Genomic DNA, 15,426 nt, shown 5'->3' on the forward strand with positions numbered 1-15,426 from the left:
ACCCACCGGATCAGGCCGAGGCGGTGGCGGCCTGATCGGTGATCGTCGGGACTCGCGTCGCGCGGACGTACACGGTTTCGCCCTCGCGGAGCCCCAGCGCCTCGCTGTCGCCGCGCGTGATCTGCGCTGCGAACAACTCGCCGGTGGCCGCGTTCTTCAGCTCCACCTTCACCTCGAAGCCGAGGTGGACCACCCGTTCGACGACAGCACGCGTCACACCGGCCGATTCGGCCGTCCCGCTCGCCTGTGCCTGAGCCAACGACGGGTCGCGTCCGACACGAATGTCGTGCGGGCGCACCAGGAGTCCGTTGAGCTTGGCCACCTGACCGAGGAACGACATCACGAAATTGTTGGCCGGCCGATCATAGAGATCTTCCGGGGTGCCGACCTGTTCGATCCTGCCCTTGTTCAGCACCGCGATTCGATCGGCGACGTCGAGCGCTTCTTCCTGATCATGGGTCACCAGCACGGTGGTGACGTGCACCTCGTCGTGCAAGCGACGCAGCCACGTCCGGAGATCGGCACGCACCTTGGCATCGAGGGCACCGAAGGGCTCGTCGAGAAGAAGGACCTGCGGATCGACGGCGAGTGCGCGTGCCAGCGCCATACGTTGCCGCTGCCCTCCGGACAGCTGTGCCGGGTATCGGCTCTGAAAACCGGCCAGCCCGACGATCTCGAGGAGCTCGTCCACCTTCTTGGCGATCTCGGCCTTGGGGCGCTTGCGAATCTGCAGACCGAACGCGACGTTGTCTCGCACCGTGAGGTGCTTGAACGCCGCGTAGTGCTGGAAGACGAAGCCGATCTCGCGACGCTGCGGGCTGACCCACGTCACGTCCTGGCCGGCGAGCACCACCCGACCGGAGTCGAGTTGCTCGAGGCCGGCGATCGACCGCAGCAAAGTGGACTTGCCCGACCCGCTGGGGCCGAGCAACGCCGTCAACGATCCCTTGGGGATGTCGATGCTGACGTTGTCGAGGGCGGCGAAATCGCCGTAGTGCTTGTTGGCACCGACGACGGAGATCTCGATCTCGGAGGATTTCTCGGTCATTACTTCGTCCTCTTCTTGTCGAGAACCGTCATCAGCAGCAGCACGACGACGGCGATCGCCATCAGTAGCGTGGACGCGGCGTACGCGCCCTGTTGATTGAAGTCCTCGTACCGTGAGTTGACCAGCAGCGTCAGGGTTTGCGATATGCCGGGCAGGTTGGTCGACACCATGATGACGGCACCGAACTCGCCGAGCGACCGCGCAACGGTGAGTACGACGCCGTAGGTCAGGCCCCACCGAATCGCCGGCAGAGTGATACGCCAGAACGTCTGCCACGAGCTAGCGCCCAAGGTCGATGCTGCTTCTTCCTGCTCTTCGCCGATCTCGTACAGGACCGGCTCGACCTCGCGGACGACGAACGGCAACGTCACGAATATGGTCGCTATCACCATGCCGGGAAGCGCGAAAATCACCTTGAAGCCCAGGCTTTCGACGCCTCCGAACCACCCGTTGGCACCCCAGAGCAGAATCAGGGCGACACCGGTGATGATCGGCGACACCGCGAACGGCAGATCGACGATCGCTTCGAGTACGCCTTTACCCCGGAACCGCCCTCGTACCAACGCCAGCGCGGTGACCACACCGAACACGACGTTGATCGGTACCACGATGGCAACGATCAACAGCGACAGTTGCAGGGCCGATTGCGCCGCAGGAGTGGTGATCTGCTCGAAGAACGACACCACGCCATCCTCGAACGTGCGATACAGGATGGCCGCGAGCGGAAACAGCACCAGTACCGCGAGATAGATCAGCGCAATCGTGCGCAGGGACAGCTTGACCGGAAGGCTGATCTTCACGAGAGCTGCTCCTCGCGTCTGGCCAACCGGTTCCCGACGATGCGCAGCACGAACAGCACTGCGAAGGCAATTGCCAACAGCACCACCGAGATTGCCGCGGCATCGATCGGCCGGTCGTACTCGATCAGCTCGCGGATGTACTGCGAGGCGACCTGAGTGTCGTCGGGGATGTTTCCGCCGATGAGCACCACCGAGCCGAATTCGCCGATCGCGCGAGCGAACGCGAGGCCGCCGCCCGACAGCACCGCCGGTAGCAGCACGGGCAGAACGATGCGCCGAAAGATGGTCCAGTTGTTCGCCCCGAGCGAGGCGGCCGCCTGCTCGACGTCCTTGTCGAGTTCGATGAGCACCGGCTGCACCGCACGGACCACGAACGGCAACGTGACGAACAGCAGCGCGACGATGACTGCGGGCTTGGTCGCGTTGAACACCAGACCGATCGGACTCGCCGGGCCGTAGAGCGAGAGCAGAACCAGACTGGCGACGATGGTCGGTAGCGCGAAGGGCAGATCGATCAGCGCGTTGACGAATCGCTTACCTGGGAACTCGTCCCGCACCAGGACCCACGCGATGAGGGTGCCCAGGAACAGATTGATCACTGCCGCCGCGACGGATACCAGGAGGGTGACCTTGAACGTGGCCACTGCACGCGGCACGGTGACCGCATCCCAGAAGCCGGCCAGTCCGTCGTCGAACGACTGAACTGTCAACGCTGCCAACGGGAGCAACACGATGACGCTCAGCCACAACACGGCGACCCCGAGACCCATCGGCCCTACCGACCCAGGGCCTCTGAACTTACGGCCTTCCCGCCCGGCACGGAACCGAGGTTTCGTACCGGGCGGGACCGGCGAACCCGCAGTTGCGGTGTCGGTGGTCGAAGATTGCATCGATTTCTACCGAGTACTTTCCTGATAGATCGTCGTGATTGCGCCGTTGTCGCCGAAGAGATCTGCGTCGACCTGTGTCCACCCACCGAGATCGTCGATGGTGTAAAGCTTTTCGGGGGTGAAGAAAGTGTCGGAGTACTCCGAGGCGATATCGGGGTTCGTCGGCCGGAATCCTGCCTCGGCCCAGATCTTCTGCCCCTCGTCGGTGTAGATGAAATCGTTGAGTGCGTTGGCCCGATCGAGATTCGCACTGCTGTTGATCACTGCGACCGGATTGTCGATGCGGAAGGTGACGGGCACATCCACGTGCTCCACCTTCTGTCCCTGCTCCTCGATGAGCAGGGCCTCGTTCTCGTAGCTGAGCAGCGCATCACCCTGGCCCTGCAGGAAGGCTTCCGTTGCTGCGCGGCCCGATTCGGGCTGCACCGGAAAGTGATCGGAGACGAGAGTACGAACGAAATCGAGACCGGCCTGCTTGTCCTGGCCGCCGTTGCTCTTCGCCGCGTACGGCGCGAGCAGATTCCACTTGGCGGAGCCGGAGCTGAGTGGGCTCGGACTGATCACCTGAACATCGGGCTTGATCAGGTCGTCCCAGGTACGGATGTTCTTCGGATTGCCCTCGCGCACCACGATGGTCACCACGGAGCCGAACGGCACTCCGCCGTACGCGTTCTGGTTCCAGTCCTCGTCGACCTTTCCGGCCTTGACGAGTCGAGTGATGTCCGGCTCGACCGAGAAGTTGACGATGTCTGCGGGCGCGCCGTCGGCCACCTTGCGAGACTGATTGCCCGATGCGCCGTAGTCGGCGTTGATTGCGGTTCCCTCGCCGTCCTCGGTAGCCGCGAACGCGGGACCGATTGCGTCCCAACCGTTCTTGGGGACGGCGTAGCCCACGAGGGTCAGTGCGGGGCCGCTCGCGGTGTCCGATCCGCCGCCGACGACATCGCTCGAACCACCTCCGCACGCAGTGAGAACGAGGGCTCCCACAGCGGCGAATGTTGTCAGCAGGTAACGAGAGCTGTGCCTCATCGAATGATGGCCTTTCATCAATGGTGTGTCGTGGACACGAAGTGGTCGGAAGTCGTCACAACCCTGCTCGAACCGGGCACACCGCGGCAGCGTGAATGCACTGTGGGTGAGGGAGATCGTCGGCAGCCCCCGACGTGCGAGATGGACGCACGTCCGAGCCGACCGACATCACCGATTCGACGGAGGGAGGATCAACAACAGTCGATATCGGCGACTGCCAGCATGCCGACAGCAATCAACGCCAACTGATGGCGGACGCGGTACTCGGCGGCAGAAGACACGGTCAGAAATCTAGCAGAGGTTCAGGGCGGACTCTAATTCAGCAGACGGACCCGCCGACGAGGCCCTTACCGAGTGAGGAGCCAGGCAATGACAACCAGCGCCAGCAGCGCGATGAGCGCCAGTGTGACCCGAGATCGTGGCATTACTGTCCATCCTTAGTCGTGGTGGAGGCACCGGTCGACGTCTGTGCCTCGCGGGCAGCGCGGGCGTCGCGACCGAGCAGGCGCAGGACCACCGCGAGCAGGCGATCGAACACACGCGCCAGCAGGAACGCAATCGGCACGATCACCAGCAGCACAACGATCGCCTGCGGTACGAACGGCATACCCGTCACCCACAGTTCGACGCCGTCCCACCATCGCGCAACCGGTTCCACCCTCGCAGCTTAAACCAGCATGTTCGACGGCCACGCCACGCCGAGCGGCGACCTGCAGTGGACGACGGCCATCGAGAAGTCGATGATTACGCCATGACGGCATTCGATGAAGTTTCGCCCGTGCCCCCCGTGGCCGACGAGCCCGCGATGGGATCCGGCCATCCGGGGTTGGGTGGGATCGAAGTTCAGGGAGCGTTGGGAAGCACCGACGCGCCGGTCTCCACCCTGACGTCCTATCGCAGTGCTTTTCCGCCGATCGACGACTACGCGTTCCTCTCGGACTGCGAGACGACCTGTTTGATAGCACGCAACGGCTCCGTCGAGTGGATGTGTGTACCCCGACCCGACTCCCCCAGCATCTTCGGTGCCATTCTCGATCGCAGTGCCGGCCACTTTCGCGTCGGACCCTACGGCCAATCGGTCCCTGCGGCCCGGCGATACCTGCCGGGCGGTCTGATCGTCGAGACCACGTGGCAGACCGAGACCGGGTGGCTCATCGTGCGCGATGCGTTGGTGATGGGACCGTGGCACAACACCGATCAACGTTCGCGCACACACAAACGTGCGCCCAGCGATTGGGATGCCGAACACATCCTGCTTCGCACCATCAAATGTGTCAGCGGCACAGTCGAATTGGAAATGAGCTGCGAGCCCGCGTTCGATTATCACCGGGCACCCGCGAACTGGGAATACACCGGCAAGGTGTACGAGGAGACGACGGCAACCTGCGAGGCGAGCGCAGACGGTGACCAGCCCACGCTGAAGTTGACCACCAACCTTCGTATCGGCATCGAGGGTCGTGAAGCACGAGCTCGAACCCGAATGACCGAGGGCGACAACGTCTTCGTCGCGCTGTCCTGGTCCGACCTTCCTGCGCCGCAGACGTTCGAGGAAGCTGCCAGCAAGATGTGGCAGACGTCGGAATGTTGGCGGCAATGGATCACGATCGGGCGGTTCCCCGATCACCCCTGGCGCGGCTACCTCCAGCGCAGCGCTCTCACCCTCAAGGGGTTGACCTACGCGCCCACGGGTGCCCTGCTCGCCGCCTCGACCACCTCGCTCCCGGAAACACCTGGTGGAGAACGCAACTGGGATTATCGCTACACCTGGGTTCGTGATTCGACGTTCGCACTGTGGGGCCTGTACACGCTCGGCCTGGACCGCGAGGCGAACGACTTCTTCGCCTTCATATCCGACGTGGCGACGACGGCCAACGGCGAGGTGAATCCGCTGCAGGTGATGTACGGAATCGGCGGCGAGAAGACCCTCGACGAGAGCGAGCTGCCACACCTGTCCGGATACGACGGCGCGCGGCCGGTACGCATCGGCAACGGGGCCTACGACCAAGAGCAACACGACATCTGGGGCACCATGCTCGACTCGGTGTACCTACACGTGAAGTCTCGTGAGCATGTTCCGGAATTCCTGTGGCCACTGCTCAAACGCCAGGTCGAGGAGGCCATCGCCAACTGGCGCAAACCGGACCGTGGCATCTGGGAGGTGCGCGGCGAACCGCAGCACTTCACGTCCTCGAAGCTGATGTGTTGGGTCGCGCTGGATCGCGGAGCGAAGCTCGCCGATATCCACGGCGAGAAGGACTACTCGGACCAGTGGAACGAGATCGCGGACGAGATCAAGGCCGACATCCTCGAACACGGCACCGACGCACGCGGGGTGCTGACCCAGCGCTACGGAGATCCCTCGCTGGACGCGTCGTTGCTACTGGCACCGCTGCTGCGATTCCTGCCGGCCGACGACGACCGAATCCGTGCCACGGTACTTGCCATCGCCGACGAGTTGACCGAGGACGGATTGGTGCTGCGCTACCGAACAGATACCACCGACGACGGATTGGCTGGTGAGGAAGGCACGTTCACGATCTGCTCGTTCTGGCTGGTCTCTGCCCTGGTCGAGATCGGCGAACTGCCCCGCGCGAAGCATCTTTGCGAACGGCTGCTCGGCTACGCGAGTCCGCTCAAGCTCTACGCCGAGGAGATCGACCATCGCACCGGCCGTCACCTCGGCAACTTCCCGCAGGCGTTCACGCACCTCGCCCTCATCAACGCGGTGGTCCACGTCATCCGAGCCGAGGAAGCCCAGGCCTCGGGACACTTCCAGCCCGCGCACACCAACCCGTGATCAGGTAAGGGCTTCAGCGGCCGAGTTGCTTCGCCCATTCGGCGATCAGCTCGGCCGCAGGCTTTGCCTGCGCACGTCGATGACCGGTGCCGGCCCACATCGACAGTCCCGACGGATCGCCTGCTGCAGCGGCCTTGGCGCGCATCGGTGCGGTCAGATAATGCAGATCGGGGTACGCCAACGGTGCGGCCTCCGAGTTCGCGGCCATGAACTCGTTCACCAGACCTCGCGCAGGACGGCCGGAGAACGCCCTCGTCACCGCAGTACTCGGTGCCAGTGTCAGCTGTTCGCGGTGCACCGGTTTGGTACCGGCCTCCGGGGTGTTCAAGAACGCCGTTCCGAGCTGCGCCGCATGAGCGGCACCCGAATCCAGCAGCGGCGCAATGTCATTGCCGTCCATCAATCCACCTGCGGCGATACGAGGCAGTTCCGAGATCTCGCGGACGGCAACGAGCAGTTCGGCCAAGGGCTCGTCCGGGGCCGACCCGTCGAAGGTACCTCGATGGCCACCGGCTTCGGGCCCCTGCACCACCAGAGCGTCGACGCCGTTGGCCGTGGCCACGGACGCGTCGGACGCAGTGGCGACGGTGGCCCATACCTCGGTCCCGACGGCGTGCAATTGAGCTACCTCGTCCGCATCGAACGTCGCGAACGTGCTCGAGACCACCGGCACCGGGTGCTCGAGCAGCCAGGCGAACTTCTCTGCGTAGAAGTCGTCTCGACGCACCAGCTCCCCAGGTTCCGCGTCGTACCGCTCGAACCAGGACGCCAGATGTTCCGCGTAGGACGCTACGTCGGCACCGGACGGCTCCTCCGGCAGGAAGAGATTGACCCCGAATTGCAGCCCTCGAACCGAATCGATCTGCGCTGCGAAGGCCTCGGGTGTCAGTAGTGCGCCGGCGATCATGCCGAGACCGCCGGCCTCCGAGATCGCCCGAGCGAGTTCGGGAGTACTCGGGCCGCCCGCCATGGGGGCACCGACGACAGGAACACGCAATTGCTTCAGGATCGGCGTAGTCACAGCTTCGAAACCTACTCGCCGCCGTCAGCGACACGATTCGTGGGACCGAGCGCCCCCGTGAACGACTGCGCGCCCCTGATCCGAAGCGAACCGGGGCGCGCAGTCGGTAAAAGAGGTGTGAGGTCCGGCTACTTCTTGGGCTTGTCCGAGGAGGACTCCGAGGACAGTGCGGCGACGAAGGCTTCCTGCGGCACCTCGACGCGTCCGATCGTCTTCATCCGCTTCTTGCCCTCTTTCTGCTTCTCGAGCAGCTTGCGCTTGCGGCTGATGTCGCCGCCGTAGCACTTGGCCAACACGTCCTTCCGGATCGCGCGAATGTTCTCGCGGGCGATGATGCGCGATCCGATGGCGGCCTGGATCGGCACCTCGAACTGCTGACGCGGAATCAGTTCCTTGAGCTTGGTCGTCATCTTGTTGCCGTAGGCCGCAGCGGCATCCTTGTGGACGATCGCGCTGAATGCGTCGACGGCCTCGCCCTGGAGCAGGATGTCGACCTTCACCAGCGCACCGCTCTGCTCGCCGATCTCCTCGTAATCGAGGCTGGCGTATCCACGAGTACGTGACTTCAGGATGTCGAAGAAGTCGAAGATGATCTCGGCCATCGGGATCGTGTAGCGCAGCTCCACCCGGGTCTCGGAGAGGTAGTCCATGCCGCCCAGTTCGCCGCGGCGTCCTTGACAGAGCTCCATGATCGAGCCGATGAACTCGCTGGGCGAGATGATCGTGCACTTGACCATGGGCTCGAAGACTTCACGCGCCTTGCCCTCGGGCCAGTACGACGGGTTGGTGACGATGTGCTCGGCACCGTCCTCCATCTCGACGCGGTAGACCACGTTCGGTGAGGTCGAGATCAGGTCCAGGTTGAATTCGCGTTCGAGCCGCTCACGGGTGATCTCCATGTGCAGCAATCCGAGGAAGCCGCAGCGGAAACCGAATCCGAGTGCCACGGAGGTCTCCGGCTCGTACGTCAGGGCCGCGTCGTTGAGCTGCAGTTTCTCGAGCGCGTCGCGCAGGTCCGGATAGTCCGAGCCGTCGAGCGGGTAGAGGCCCGAATACACCATCGGCCGGGGCTCGCGGTAGCCGGTCAGCGGCTCGGTTGCGCCCTTGCGGAACGTGGTGACGGTGTCGCCCACCTTGGACTGGCGGACGTCCTTGACTCCGGTGATGAGGTAACCGACCTCGCCGACGCCCAAGCCCTTGGTGGCCTTGGGATCGGGCGAGACGATGCCGACCTCGAGCAACTCGTGCGTCGAGCCGGTCGACATCATGGTGACCTTCTCGCGCGGGTTGAGTGCGCCGTCGACCACTCGTACGTAGGTGACGACGCCGCGGTAGGTGTCGTAGACCGAGTCGAAGATCATCGCACGGGCCGGGCCGTCGGGGTTGCCGACCGGAGCCGGCACCAACTTGACGACCTCGTTGAGCAGTTCTTCCACGCCCACACCGGTCTTGCCGGACACCCGCAGGACGTCGTCGGCCTCGCACCCGATGATGTGGGCGATCTCGGCGGCGTAGCGATCCGGGTCGGCAGCGGGGAGATCGATCTTGTTGAGCACCGGAATGATCGTGAGCTCTTTGTCCAGAGCGAGGTACAGGTTGGCCAGTGTCTGCGCCTCGATGCCCTGTGCCGCGTCGACGAGGAGCACCGCACCTTCGCACGCTTCGAGCGCGCGGGAGACCTCGTAGGTGAAGTCGACGTGACCGGGAGTGTCGATGAGGTGCAGGACGAACTCTTCGTCGTCGATGACCCACGGCAGTCGCACGTTCTGCGCCTTGATGGTGATTCCGCGCTCGCGCTCGATATCCATCCTGTCGAGATACTGCGCGCGCATCGACCGATCGTCGACGACGCCCGTGAGCTGCAACATCCGGTCGGCCAGCGTCGACTTACCGTGGTCGATGTGGGCGATGATGCAGAAGTTCCTGATCCTCGACGGATCGGTGAACGTCGTGTCGGCGAAGCTGGGCACTCGTATCCTTCGGCTGGCGTGTTCGAAAATGAGCGAACGGGTTTCTCCATCGTCCCACGCCGAGGACGGTGCGCTGTCCTCGGCTGTCCGTGTCCACCGTTCTGCCACCGTGGTTCGGGCTGTGAGCAGCGACGTCGAGATAGCTACACTCGCCGCATGGCAGGCAATTGGAGCAGATTCGGCAAGGAACTGGGCAAGATCGCGATGCGTGAGGGCCCGCGGCTGCTGCGTCAACTGCAGAAGTCCGGTGCCCTGCAGAAGGGCAAGGACGCGATCAGTGGGAACACCACGAACACTGCCGCCCCGGGTCCGCGGCCCGGCCGACCGGTGGCGTCGCAGACGCGGCCGACGGCCCAGCGTGCCCGCACCATCGAGTACTCCCCCGATCTGGACGGCAAAGCCGATCCGGGTGAGATCGTCTGGACCTGGGTCACCTACGAGGAAGACGCCACGCAGGGCAAGGATCGCCCAGTGCTCGTCATCGGGCGCGAGGGAAACCATCTGCTCGGCCTGATGCTGTCGAGCCAGAGCAGCCGCGACGGTGACCGCGACTGGCAATCGATCGGATCCGGTTCCTGGGACGCCGAGGGTCGTCCGAGCTGGATTCGTCTGGATCGAGTTCTCGACGTGCCCGAGGAGGGCATCCGACGCGAGGGCGCAATTCTGAGCAAGCCCCAGTTCGACTCCGTCGCAGCGCGATTGCGTCGAGACTTCGGCTGGAACTGACGTCGTGCGTGTTGTGCGTGGTCACCGCTACGCACAACACGCACGACGCTAGGCCAGTCGCGTGATTTCCACGACGACGTCGAGTGCCGTCGAACCGCCGCCGGAGAAGATGCCCTTGAGCGGAGGCACGTCGGCGTAGTCGCGTCCCAGGCCCACCGAGACGTGCTGCTCGTTGACAGCGATCGCGTTGGTCGGGTCGTAGCCCCACCAGGCACCGGTCCACGCTTCGATCCACGCGTGACTCTGGCCCTCGACGGTCGCGCCGATCGCCGCCTGCTTCTTCGGGTGCAGGTAGCCCGAGACGTAGCGGCTCGGGATACCGATGCTGCGCAGCATCAACAAGGTCAGGTGGGCGTAGTCCTGGCAGACACCCTTCTTCTCCGACCACGCCTCGACGGCCGACGTGTGCACTCCGGTGGTACCCGGCACGTACGACATCTCCTGGTTGACCCAGTTCGAGATCTCGACCACCGATTCCTGCGGCGGCAGTCCCTTCGACAGCTTCTTCGCCACCGACGCGAGCTGACGGTTCTTCGGTACGTAGACCGTGTTGTCGAGCACCTCGTTGAAGCGGTCGGTGACCGGATCGCTGGCCAATTCGTCCCAGGACGCGTTCTCGTCGGGGTAGACGAACGGATCGGTCTCGACCACCGAAGAGCCGGTCACCTCGAGTTCGGTGTGCGGTGCATGCAGGTCGAATGCCGTCACCGCCGTACCCCAGTAGTCGGTGTAACGGTAGGAGCGCGTCACGGGGTTGGTCTCGACCCGGTTCAGAATGACGTTCTGCCGGTTGTCACTTCGCGGCGTCAACCGAGCTTCGTTGTACGACGAAGTCACCGGCGCGTCGTACTGATAGCCGGTGGTGTGCACCACACGCATACGCCAGCTCACAGTTCACCTTCCAATTGATCTTCGTATGTGCCGGATCCGGCGTCCGTCCACGCCACCCAGGGCGCGGCATGGAAGTACTGCTTGGAGATGGCCTCGCCCAGTTCGCGGCAGGTTTCCTGCAGCGCCAACAGACGGTCCTGGAGGTCGTCGAGAATCTCACCGGGGCGGAGGAATTCGAGTTCGCTGCGCGCGCGACCGAGTAGTCGCTGCGCCTCGGCGCGAGCACCGACACGACTGTTCGGCTGGTGGTCGAGCTGATCGAGCGACCGTTCCGCCTCGTTCAGTGCGTAGAACACCGAACGCGGAAAGAGCCTGTCCAACAACATGAATTCCAGAACTCGCTGGGCATCGAGAGCGCCGCGGTAGGTACGCAGGTAGGTGTCGTGTGCACCGGCGGATCGCAGAACGGTGACCCATGCCGGCGACGACGGTCGATCGCCTGCGCGCGAGAGCAACAGCCGAACGATCATGTCGATGCGCTCCACCGAGCGGCCGAGCAACAGGAATCGATAGCCGTCGTCGTGGCTGAGGGTCGAATCGGCCAGCCCGGCGAACATCGCGGCCCGTTCCTCGATGTAGCTGAAGAATTCTGCCGGGCCCGTGCGCTTGGACGCTCTGATGCGCTCGTTCAATCCGTTGTAGGTGGTGTTGAGGCACTCCCACATCTCACTCGACGTGACTTCGCGAGCGCCACGGGCGTTTTCGCGTGCGCTCGACAGCGAATCGACGATGGAGCCGAGTCCGTCACGGCTGAATGCCACCAACTCCGTGAGCGACCACACGTCGAGAGAGACGTCCGGCTCGTGCTTGAAACCGAGCACTCGCAACAACACTCGCGAGATGTGGTCGGGATCGACCGTGGCATCTTCGAGAAGCTGATGGACGGTGACGTCGAGAATGCGGGCTGTGTCGTCCGCTCTCTCGACGTACCGTCCGATCCAGTAGAGCGACTCTGCGTTGCGCGCGAGCATTTACTGTCCACCGCCGTTCGAGTCCGAGTTCGTTACCTGCTGTTGTTGCTGTTGCTGCTGCTGCTGCTGCTGCTGCTGATCCATCGTCAGTTCCGGGCCCTGTTCGACCATCGGAGACTCCGGCGGCACGCTGACGATCTCCTCGCCCGCCAGTTCCTGCTCCTCCTGCGAGGTGCGGGTGGCGAGCACCCAGGTGTCCTTGCTGCCACCGCCCTGGCTCGAGTTGACCACCAACGAGCCTTCCGGCAGCGCCACTCGGGTCAACCCTCCGGGCAATACCCAGACGTCGTCGCCGTCGTTGACCGCGAACGGCCGAAGGTCCACGTGCCGGGGAACCAAGCGGTCACCGATCTTGGTGGGCACCGTCGAGAGCTGCACGACGGGCTGCGCGATCCAGCCGCGCGGATCTGCGCGAACCTTCTTGCTGATGGTCGCCAATTCCTTCGGCGACGCGTCGGGGCCGAAGACGATGCCGTAACCACCGGACCCTTCGACCGGCTTGATCACCAACTCGTCGATGCGGTCCAGTACTTCTTCGCACTCGTCGTCCAACCAGCATCGGAACGTGTCGACGTTGGCGAGCAACGGCTTCTCGCCCATGTAGTAGTCGATGATCGTGGGCACGTAGGTGTAGACGAGTTTGTCGTCGCCGACGCCGTTTCCGACGGCGCTGGAGATGACCACGTTGCCTGCCCGGGCTGCGTTGACGAGGCCGGCCACGCCCAGGACCGAGTCCGGTCGGAACTGCATCGGGTCGAGATAGTCGTCGTCGATGCGTCGGTAGATGACGTCGACCTGACGCTCGCCCTCGGTGGTGCGCATGTAGACGATGTTGTCTCGGCAGAACAGATCGCGTCCCTCGACGAGTTCGACGCCCATCAGCCGGGCGAGCAACGAGTGCTCGAAGTACGCAGAGTTGGCCACGCCAGGGGTCAGCACCACCACCGTGGGGTCGGCCTCGTTGAGTGCCGCGGCAGAACGCAATGCGCGCAACAGGTGCGAGGCGTAATCGCCGACGGCACGCACGCGGTGACTGGCGAACAGGTCCGGAAAAACGCGGGCCATGGTGCGCCGGTTCTCCATGACGTACGACACACCGGAGGGCGAACGAAGATTGTCCTCGAGGACGCGGAACGTGCCCTGTGCGTCACGGACCAGGTCGATCCCGGCCACGTGGATTCGGACACCGTTGGGTGGTGTGATGCCGACGGCCTCGCGGTGGAAGTGCTCGCACGAGGTGATCAGTCGCTTCGGCACGACGCCGTCGCGCAGGATTTCCTGATCGCCGTAGATGTCTGCGAGGAACATCTCGAGCGCTTTGACGCGTTGCTTGATGCCGCGCTCGAGCCGGGACCACTCCCCTGCCGCGATGACGCGGGGAACCTGGTCGAGCGGAAACGGACGCTCCTGGCCGGACAGGGAGAACGTGATGCCCTGGTCGACGAAGGCGCGCCCCAGAGCGTCCGACCTCGCGCCCAGGTCGGACGCGTTCGCCGGGGCAAGGGCGGTGTGGATGCCCTTGTACGGGGTCCTCGTCCGGCCGTCGGAGTCGAACATCTCGTCGAACGCAAGGCTGTATTTCCCGACGTCGGAATAGCCGCCGAAAACCCCGTCCACTTCGGGTTCGACGCGATCCGCTGACTTCGTTCTGGTCGCTTTGGCCTTGGAGGCGGCATGCGTTGCCGATCGCGGACTCATCCTGGCCATGTTGCTACAGAGACAGGAGTTAGGCGCGGTAGAATCGTTAAATTCTCGAAACACATCGTCACGGCTGCACCCAATTGGGTTCTGCTCCGCTGTGCTGGTATTCTCGATCTTCGGCGCAGGGCTCCAACGCCCTGCAGCAGACTTCGGGCATTCCAGCATGGATCGCCCTGACCGGAATACCGACGAAGACAAGAAGGATTTTACGCGTGGCCAATATCAAGTCCCAGAAGAAGCGGATTCTCACCAACGAGCGTGCACGCCTGCGCAACCAGTCGGTGAAGTCCTCCCTTCGTACCGTCATCCGCTCGTTCCGCGAGGCACAGGCTGCGGGCGACAAGGACAAGGCTTCCGAGATTCTCCTCGATGCAGGCCGCAAGCTCGACAAGGCCGCCAGCAAGGGCGTCATCCACAAGAACCAGGCTGCCAACAAGAAGTCGGCACTGGCTCTCGCAGTCAACAAGCTCTGATTCATCCCTGAGCTCGACCGAGCCCGCTGCATCCCACGGATGCAGCGGGCTTTTTCGTGCGCCGGGGATGTCACAAGGGTTCGGCCGCGGGTGCTGACCCTCTCGAGCGTTACCGGCCCAGGCTCGCGACCTCCGATACGGCCTTTTCGACCGCGTAATCCGCATCCGCTGCCTGACCTTTGACGTCGGCGTTCAGTTGCGCGACCACCCGGAGCGCCTGTGCGATGGAGTGACCGTTCCACCCGCGGGCCTGGCCCTGAGCCTTCTTGATCTTCCACGGCGGCATGCCCAGTTCACTTGCCATCCGGAACGGGTCGCCGCGGCCGGCCGAACCCACGAGCGCGATGGTGCGTACGGCATCGGCCAAGGCGTCGGCCAGCAGCACGTGTGCCACCCCCCGATGCATCGCCCAGCGAACAGCCTCGAGCGCGCCGGCCGTGTCTCCGATCACCGCCTTGTCGGCGACATCGAATCCGGAGACCTCGGCCTTACCCGAGTAATAGCGGCGCACTGCCGCCAGATCGACCTTGCCGCCGGTATCGGAGACCAACTGCGAACAGGCCGAGGCCAATTCGCGGAGCTCGTTGCCGACCGATTCGACGACAGCCTCGATCACCTCCCCGCTCACGCGAATGTCGGCCGCACGGAATTCACCGCGCACGAAGTCGATGCGTTCTGCGGGCTTGGTGAGCTTGGCGCACTCGTGCACCTGAGCTCCGCACTTCTGCAGAGCACCGACCATGGCCTTGGCCCGACCTCCGCCCGAGTGCATCACCACCACGACCGCACCCTCGGGCGGATCGGTTGCCGCGTCGAGTACCAGAGCCGCAGCGTCCTTGCCTGCCTCGGCCGCTGCCTCGAGCACGACCACGCGATCCTCCGCGAACAACGACGGACTGAGCAGCTCGGCAAGTTCGGGCGCACTGGCGTCGCCGGTACGCAACCGCGTGACCGGCAGGTCTTCACCGGGAATCGCGGCATTGGCACGGACCTGGGCCACGATTGCCGCTACCGCGCGATCCATCAGAAGTTCCTCGTCGCCGAGAACCAGATGCAGAGGAGCCACACTCGAAGTCACACCCGTGATCGTGCCATGTGGGGCCGACAGC

The 15,426-nt window shown here is 64.1% G+C and carries 15 protein-coding genes; 3 read left to right on the forward strand and 12 right to left on the reverse strand.

Annotation, left to right across the window (positions count from 1 at the left end):
* Positions 1-10: 10 nt before the first annotated feature.
* The 6 genes from ACFI9K_RS20925 to ACFI9K_RS20950 all read right to left on the reverse strand — a co-directional run bounded on the left by ACFI9K_RS20925 (position 11) and on the right by ACFI9K_RS20950 (position 4,425).
* Entirely contained in the window at positions 11-1,048 is a 1,038-nt protein-coding gene (locus tag ACFI9K_RS20925) for a sulfate/molybdate ABC transporter ATP-binding protein (RefSeq protein WP_462665280.1), read from the reverse strand.
* Positions 1,048-1,848, reverse strand: coding sequence for a sulfate ABC transporter permease subunit CysW (cysW, locus tag ACFI9K_RS20930; protein ID WP_222094336.1), 801 nt, complete (start codon positions 1,846-1,848; stop codon positions 1,048-1,050). Before cysW ends, ACFI9K_RS20925 begins: the two co-directional genes overlap by 1 nt.
* Entirely contained in the window at positions 1,845-2,738 is an 894-nt protein-coding gene (cysT, locus tag ACFI9K_RS20935; protein ID WP_462665281.1) for a sulfate ABC transporter permease subunit CysT, read from the reverse strand. The genes cysW and cysT overlap by 4 nt, the downstream gene beginning before the upstream one ends.
* A 6-nt stretch (positions 2,739-2,744) precedes the next feature.
* Positions 2,745-3,767: a sulfate ABC transporter substrate-binding protein gene (locus ACFI9K_RS20940; RefSeq protein WP_462665282.1), complete on the reverse strand. Its 1,023-nt coding sequence runs from the start codon at positions 3,765-3,767 to the stop codon at positions 2,745-2,747.
* Between the two features lie 191 nt (positions 3,768-3,958).
* A complete protein-coding gene (locus ACFI9K_RS20945; protein ID WP_310180897.1) occupies positions 3,959-4,048 on the reverse strand; it encodes an Ms4533A family Cys-rich leader peptide in 90 nt (29 codons plus the stop codon).
* Between the two features lie 143 nt (positions 4,049-4,191).
* Entirely contained in the window at positions 4,192-4,425 is a 234-nt protein-coding gene (locus tag ACFI9K_RS20950) for a hypothetical protein (protein WP_462665283.1), read from the reverse strand.
* A 93-nt stretch (positions 4,426-4,518) separates the two neighbouring features.
* Between ACFI9K_RS20950 and ACFI9K_RS20955 the strand changes: the two genes are divergently transcribed.
* Entirely contained in the window at positions 4,519-6,564 is a 2,046-nt protein-coding gene (locus ACFI9K_RS20955) for a glycoside hydrolase family 15 protein (RefSeq protein ID WP_462665284.1), read from the forward strand.
* A gap of 13 nt (positions 6,565-6,577) precedes the next feature.
* On the opposite strand, the gene ACFI9K_RS20960 is transcribed toward ACFI9K_RS20955, so the two are convergent.
* Both ACFI9K_RS20960 and lepA read right to left on the reverse strand, forming a co-directional pair.
* Entirely contained in the window at positions 6,578-7,585 is a 1,008-nt protein-coding gene (locus ACFI9K_RS20960) for a nitronate monooxygenase (RefSeq protein ID WP_462665285.1), read from the reverse strand.
* A 128-nt stretch (positions 7,586-7,713) separates the two neighbouring features.
* Entirely contained in the window at positions 7,714-9,555 is a 1,842-nt protein-coding gene (gene lepA / locus ACFI9K_RS20965) for a translation elongation factor 4 (RefSeq protein ID WP_462665286.1), read from the reverse strand.
* Between the two features lie 156 nt (positions 9,556-9,711).
* Between lepA and ACFI9K_RS20970 the strand changes: the two genes are divergently transcribed.
* Positions 9,712-10,281, forward strand: coding sequence for a type II toxin-antitoxin system PemK/MazF family toxin (locus ACFI9K_RS20970; protein WP_462665287.1), 570 nt, complete (start codon positions 9,712-9,714; stop codon positions 10,279-10,281).
* Between the two features lie 48 nt (positions 10,282-10,329).
* Here ACFI9K_RS20970 and ACFI9K_RS20975 read toward each other — a convergent pair whose 3' ends face one another.
* From ACFI9K_RS20975 to ACFI9K_RS20985, 3 genes are read right to left on the reverse strand one after another with little or no spacing between them, the layout of a single operon-like run.
* Complete coding sequence (locus ACFI9K_RS20975) at positions 10,330-11,172, reverse strand: transglutaminase family protein (protein ID WP_462665288.1); 843 nt, start codon at positions 11,170-11,172, stop codon at positions 10,330-10,332.
* The gene (locus ACFI9K_RS20980; RefSeq protein ID WP_057479900.1) at positions 11,169-12,143 is read right to left on the reverse strand and encodes an alpha-E domain-containing protein; all 975 of its coding nucleotides are present in this window, start codon (positions 12,141-12,143) and stop codon (positions 11,169-11,171) included. The genes ACFI9K_RS20975 and ACFI9K_RS20980 overlap by 4 nt, the downstream gene beginning before the upstream one ends.
* The gene (locus ACFI9K_RS20985; protein WP_462665334.1) at positions 12,144-13,700 is read right to left on the reverse strand and encodes a circularly permuted type 2 ATP-grasp protein; all 1,557 of its coding nucleotides are present in this window, start codon (positions 13,698-13,700) and stop codon (positions 12,144-12,146) included.
* 356 nt (positions 13,701-14,056) lie between these two features.
* Here ACFI9K_RS20985 and rpsT point away from each other — a divergent pair, with 356 nt between their 5' ends.
* On the forward strand, positions 14,057-14,317 hold the full coding sequence (gene rpsT, locus ACFI9K_RS20990; RefSeq protein WP_027497522.1) for a 30S ribosomal protein S20: 261 nt from the start codon (positions 14,057-14,059) through the stop codon (positions 14,315-14,317).
* A 109-nt stretch (positions 14,318-14,426) separates the two neighbouring features.
* Here rpsT and holA read toward each other — a convergent pair whose 3' ends face one another.
* A complete protein-coding gene (holA, locus tag ACFI9K_RS20995; protein ID WP_462665289.1) occupies positions 14,427-15,395 on the reverse strand; it encodes a DNA polymerase III subunit delta in 969 nt (322 codons plus the stop codon).
* Between the last annotated feature and the right edge of the window lie 31 nt (positions 15,396-15,426).

This window comes from Rhodococcus sp. PSi06 (genome assembly GCF_054960675.1).

Bases quoted from the DNA above. Each gene is read 5' to 3' on its own strand.
- ACFI9K_RS20940 (WP_462665282.1), bottom strand. From the start codon at position 3,767: ATGAGGCACAGCTCTCGTTACCTGCTGACAACATTCGCCGCTGTGGGA.
- ACFI9K_RS20925 (WP_462665280.1), bottom strand. From the start codon at position 1,048: ATGACCGAGAAATCCTCCGAGATCGAGATCTCCGTCGTCGGTGCCAAC.
- ACFI9K_RS20980 (WP_057479900.1), bottom strand. From the start codon at position 12,143: ATGCTCGCGCGCAACGCAGAGTCGCTCTACTGGATCGGACGGTACGTC.
- ACFI9K_RS20955 (WP_462665284.1), top strand. From the start codon at position 4,519: ATGACGGCATTCGATGAAGTTTCGCCCGTGCCCCCCGTGGCCGACGAG.
- cysT (WP_462665281.1), bottom strand. From the start codon at position 2,738: ATGCAATCTTCGACCACCGACACCGCAACTGCGGGTTCGCCGGTCCCG.
- ACFI9K_RS20970 (WP_462665287.1), top strand. From the start codon at position 9,712: ATGGCAGGCAATTGGAGCAGATTCGGCAAGGAACTGGGCAAGATCGCG.
- ACFI9K_RS20985 (WP_462665334.1), bottom strand. From the start codon at position 13,700: ATGTTCGACTCCGACGGCCGGACGAGGACCCCGTACAAGGGCATCCAC.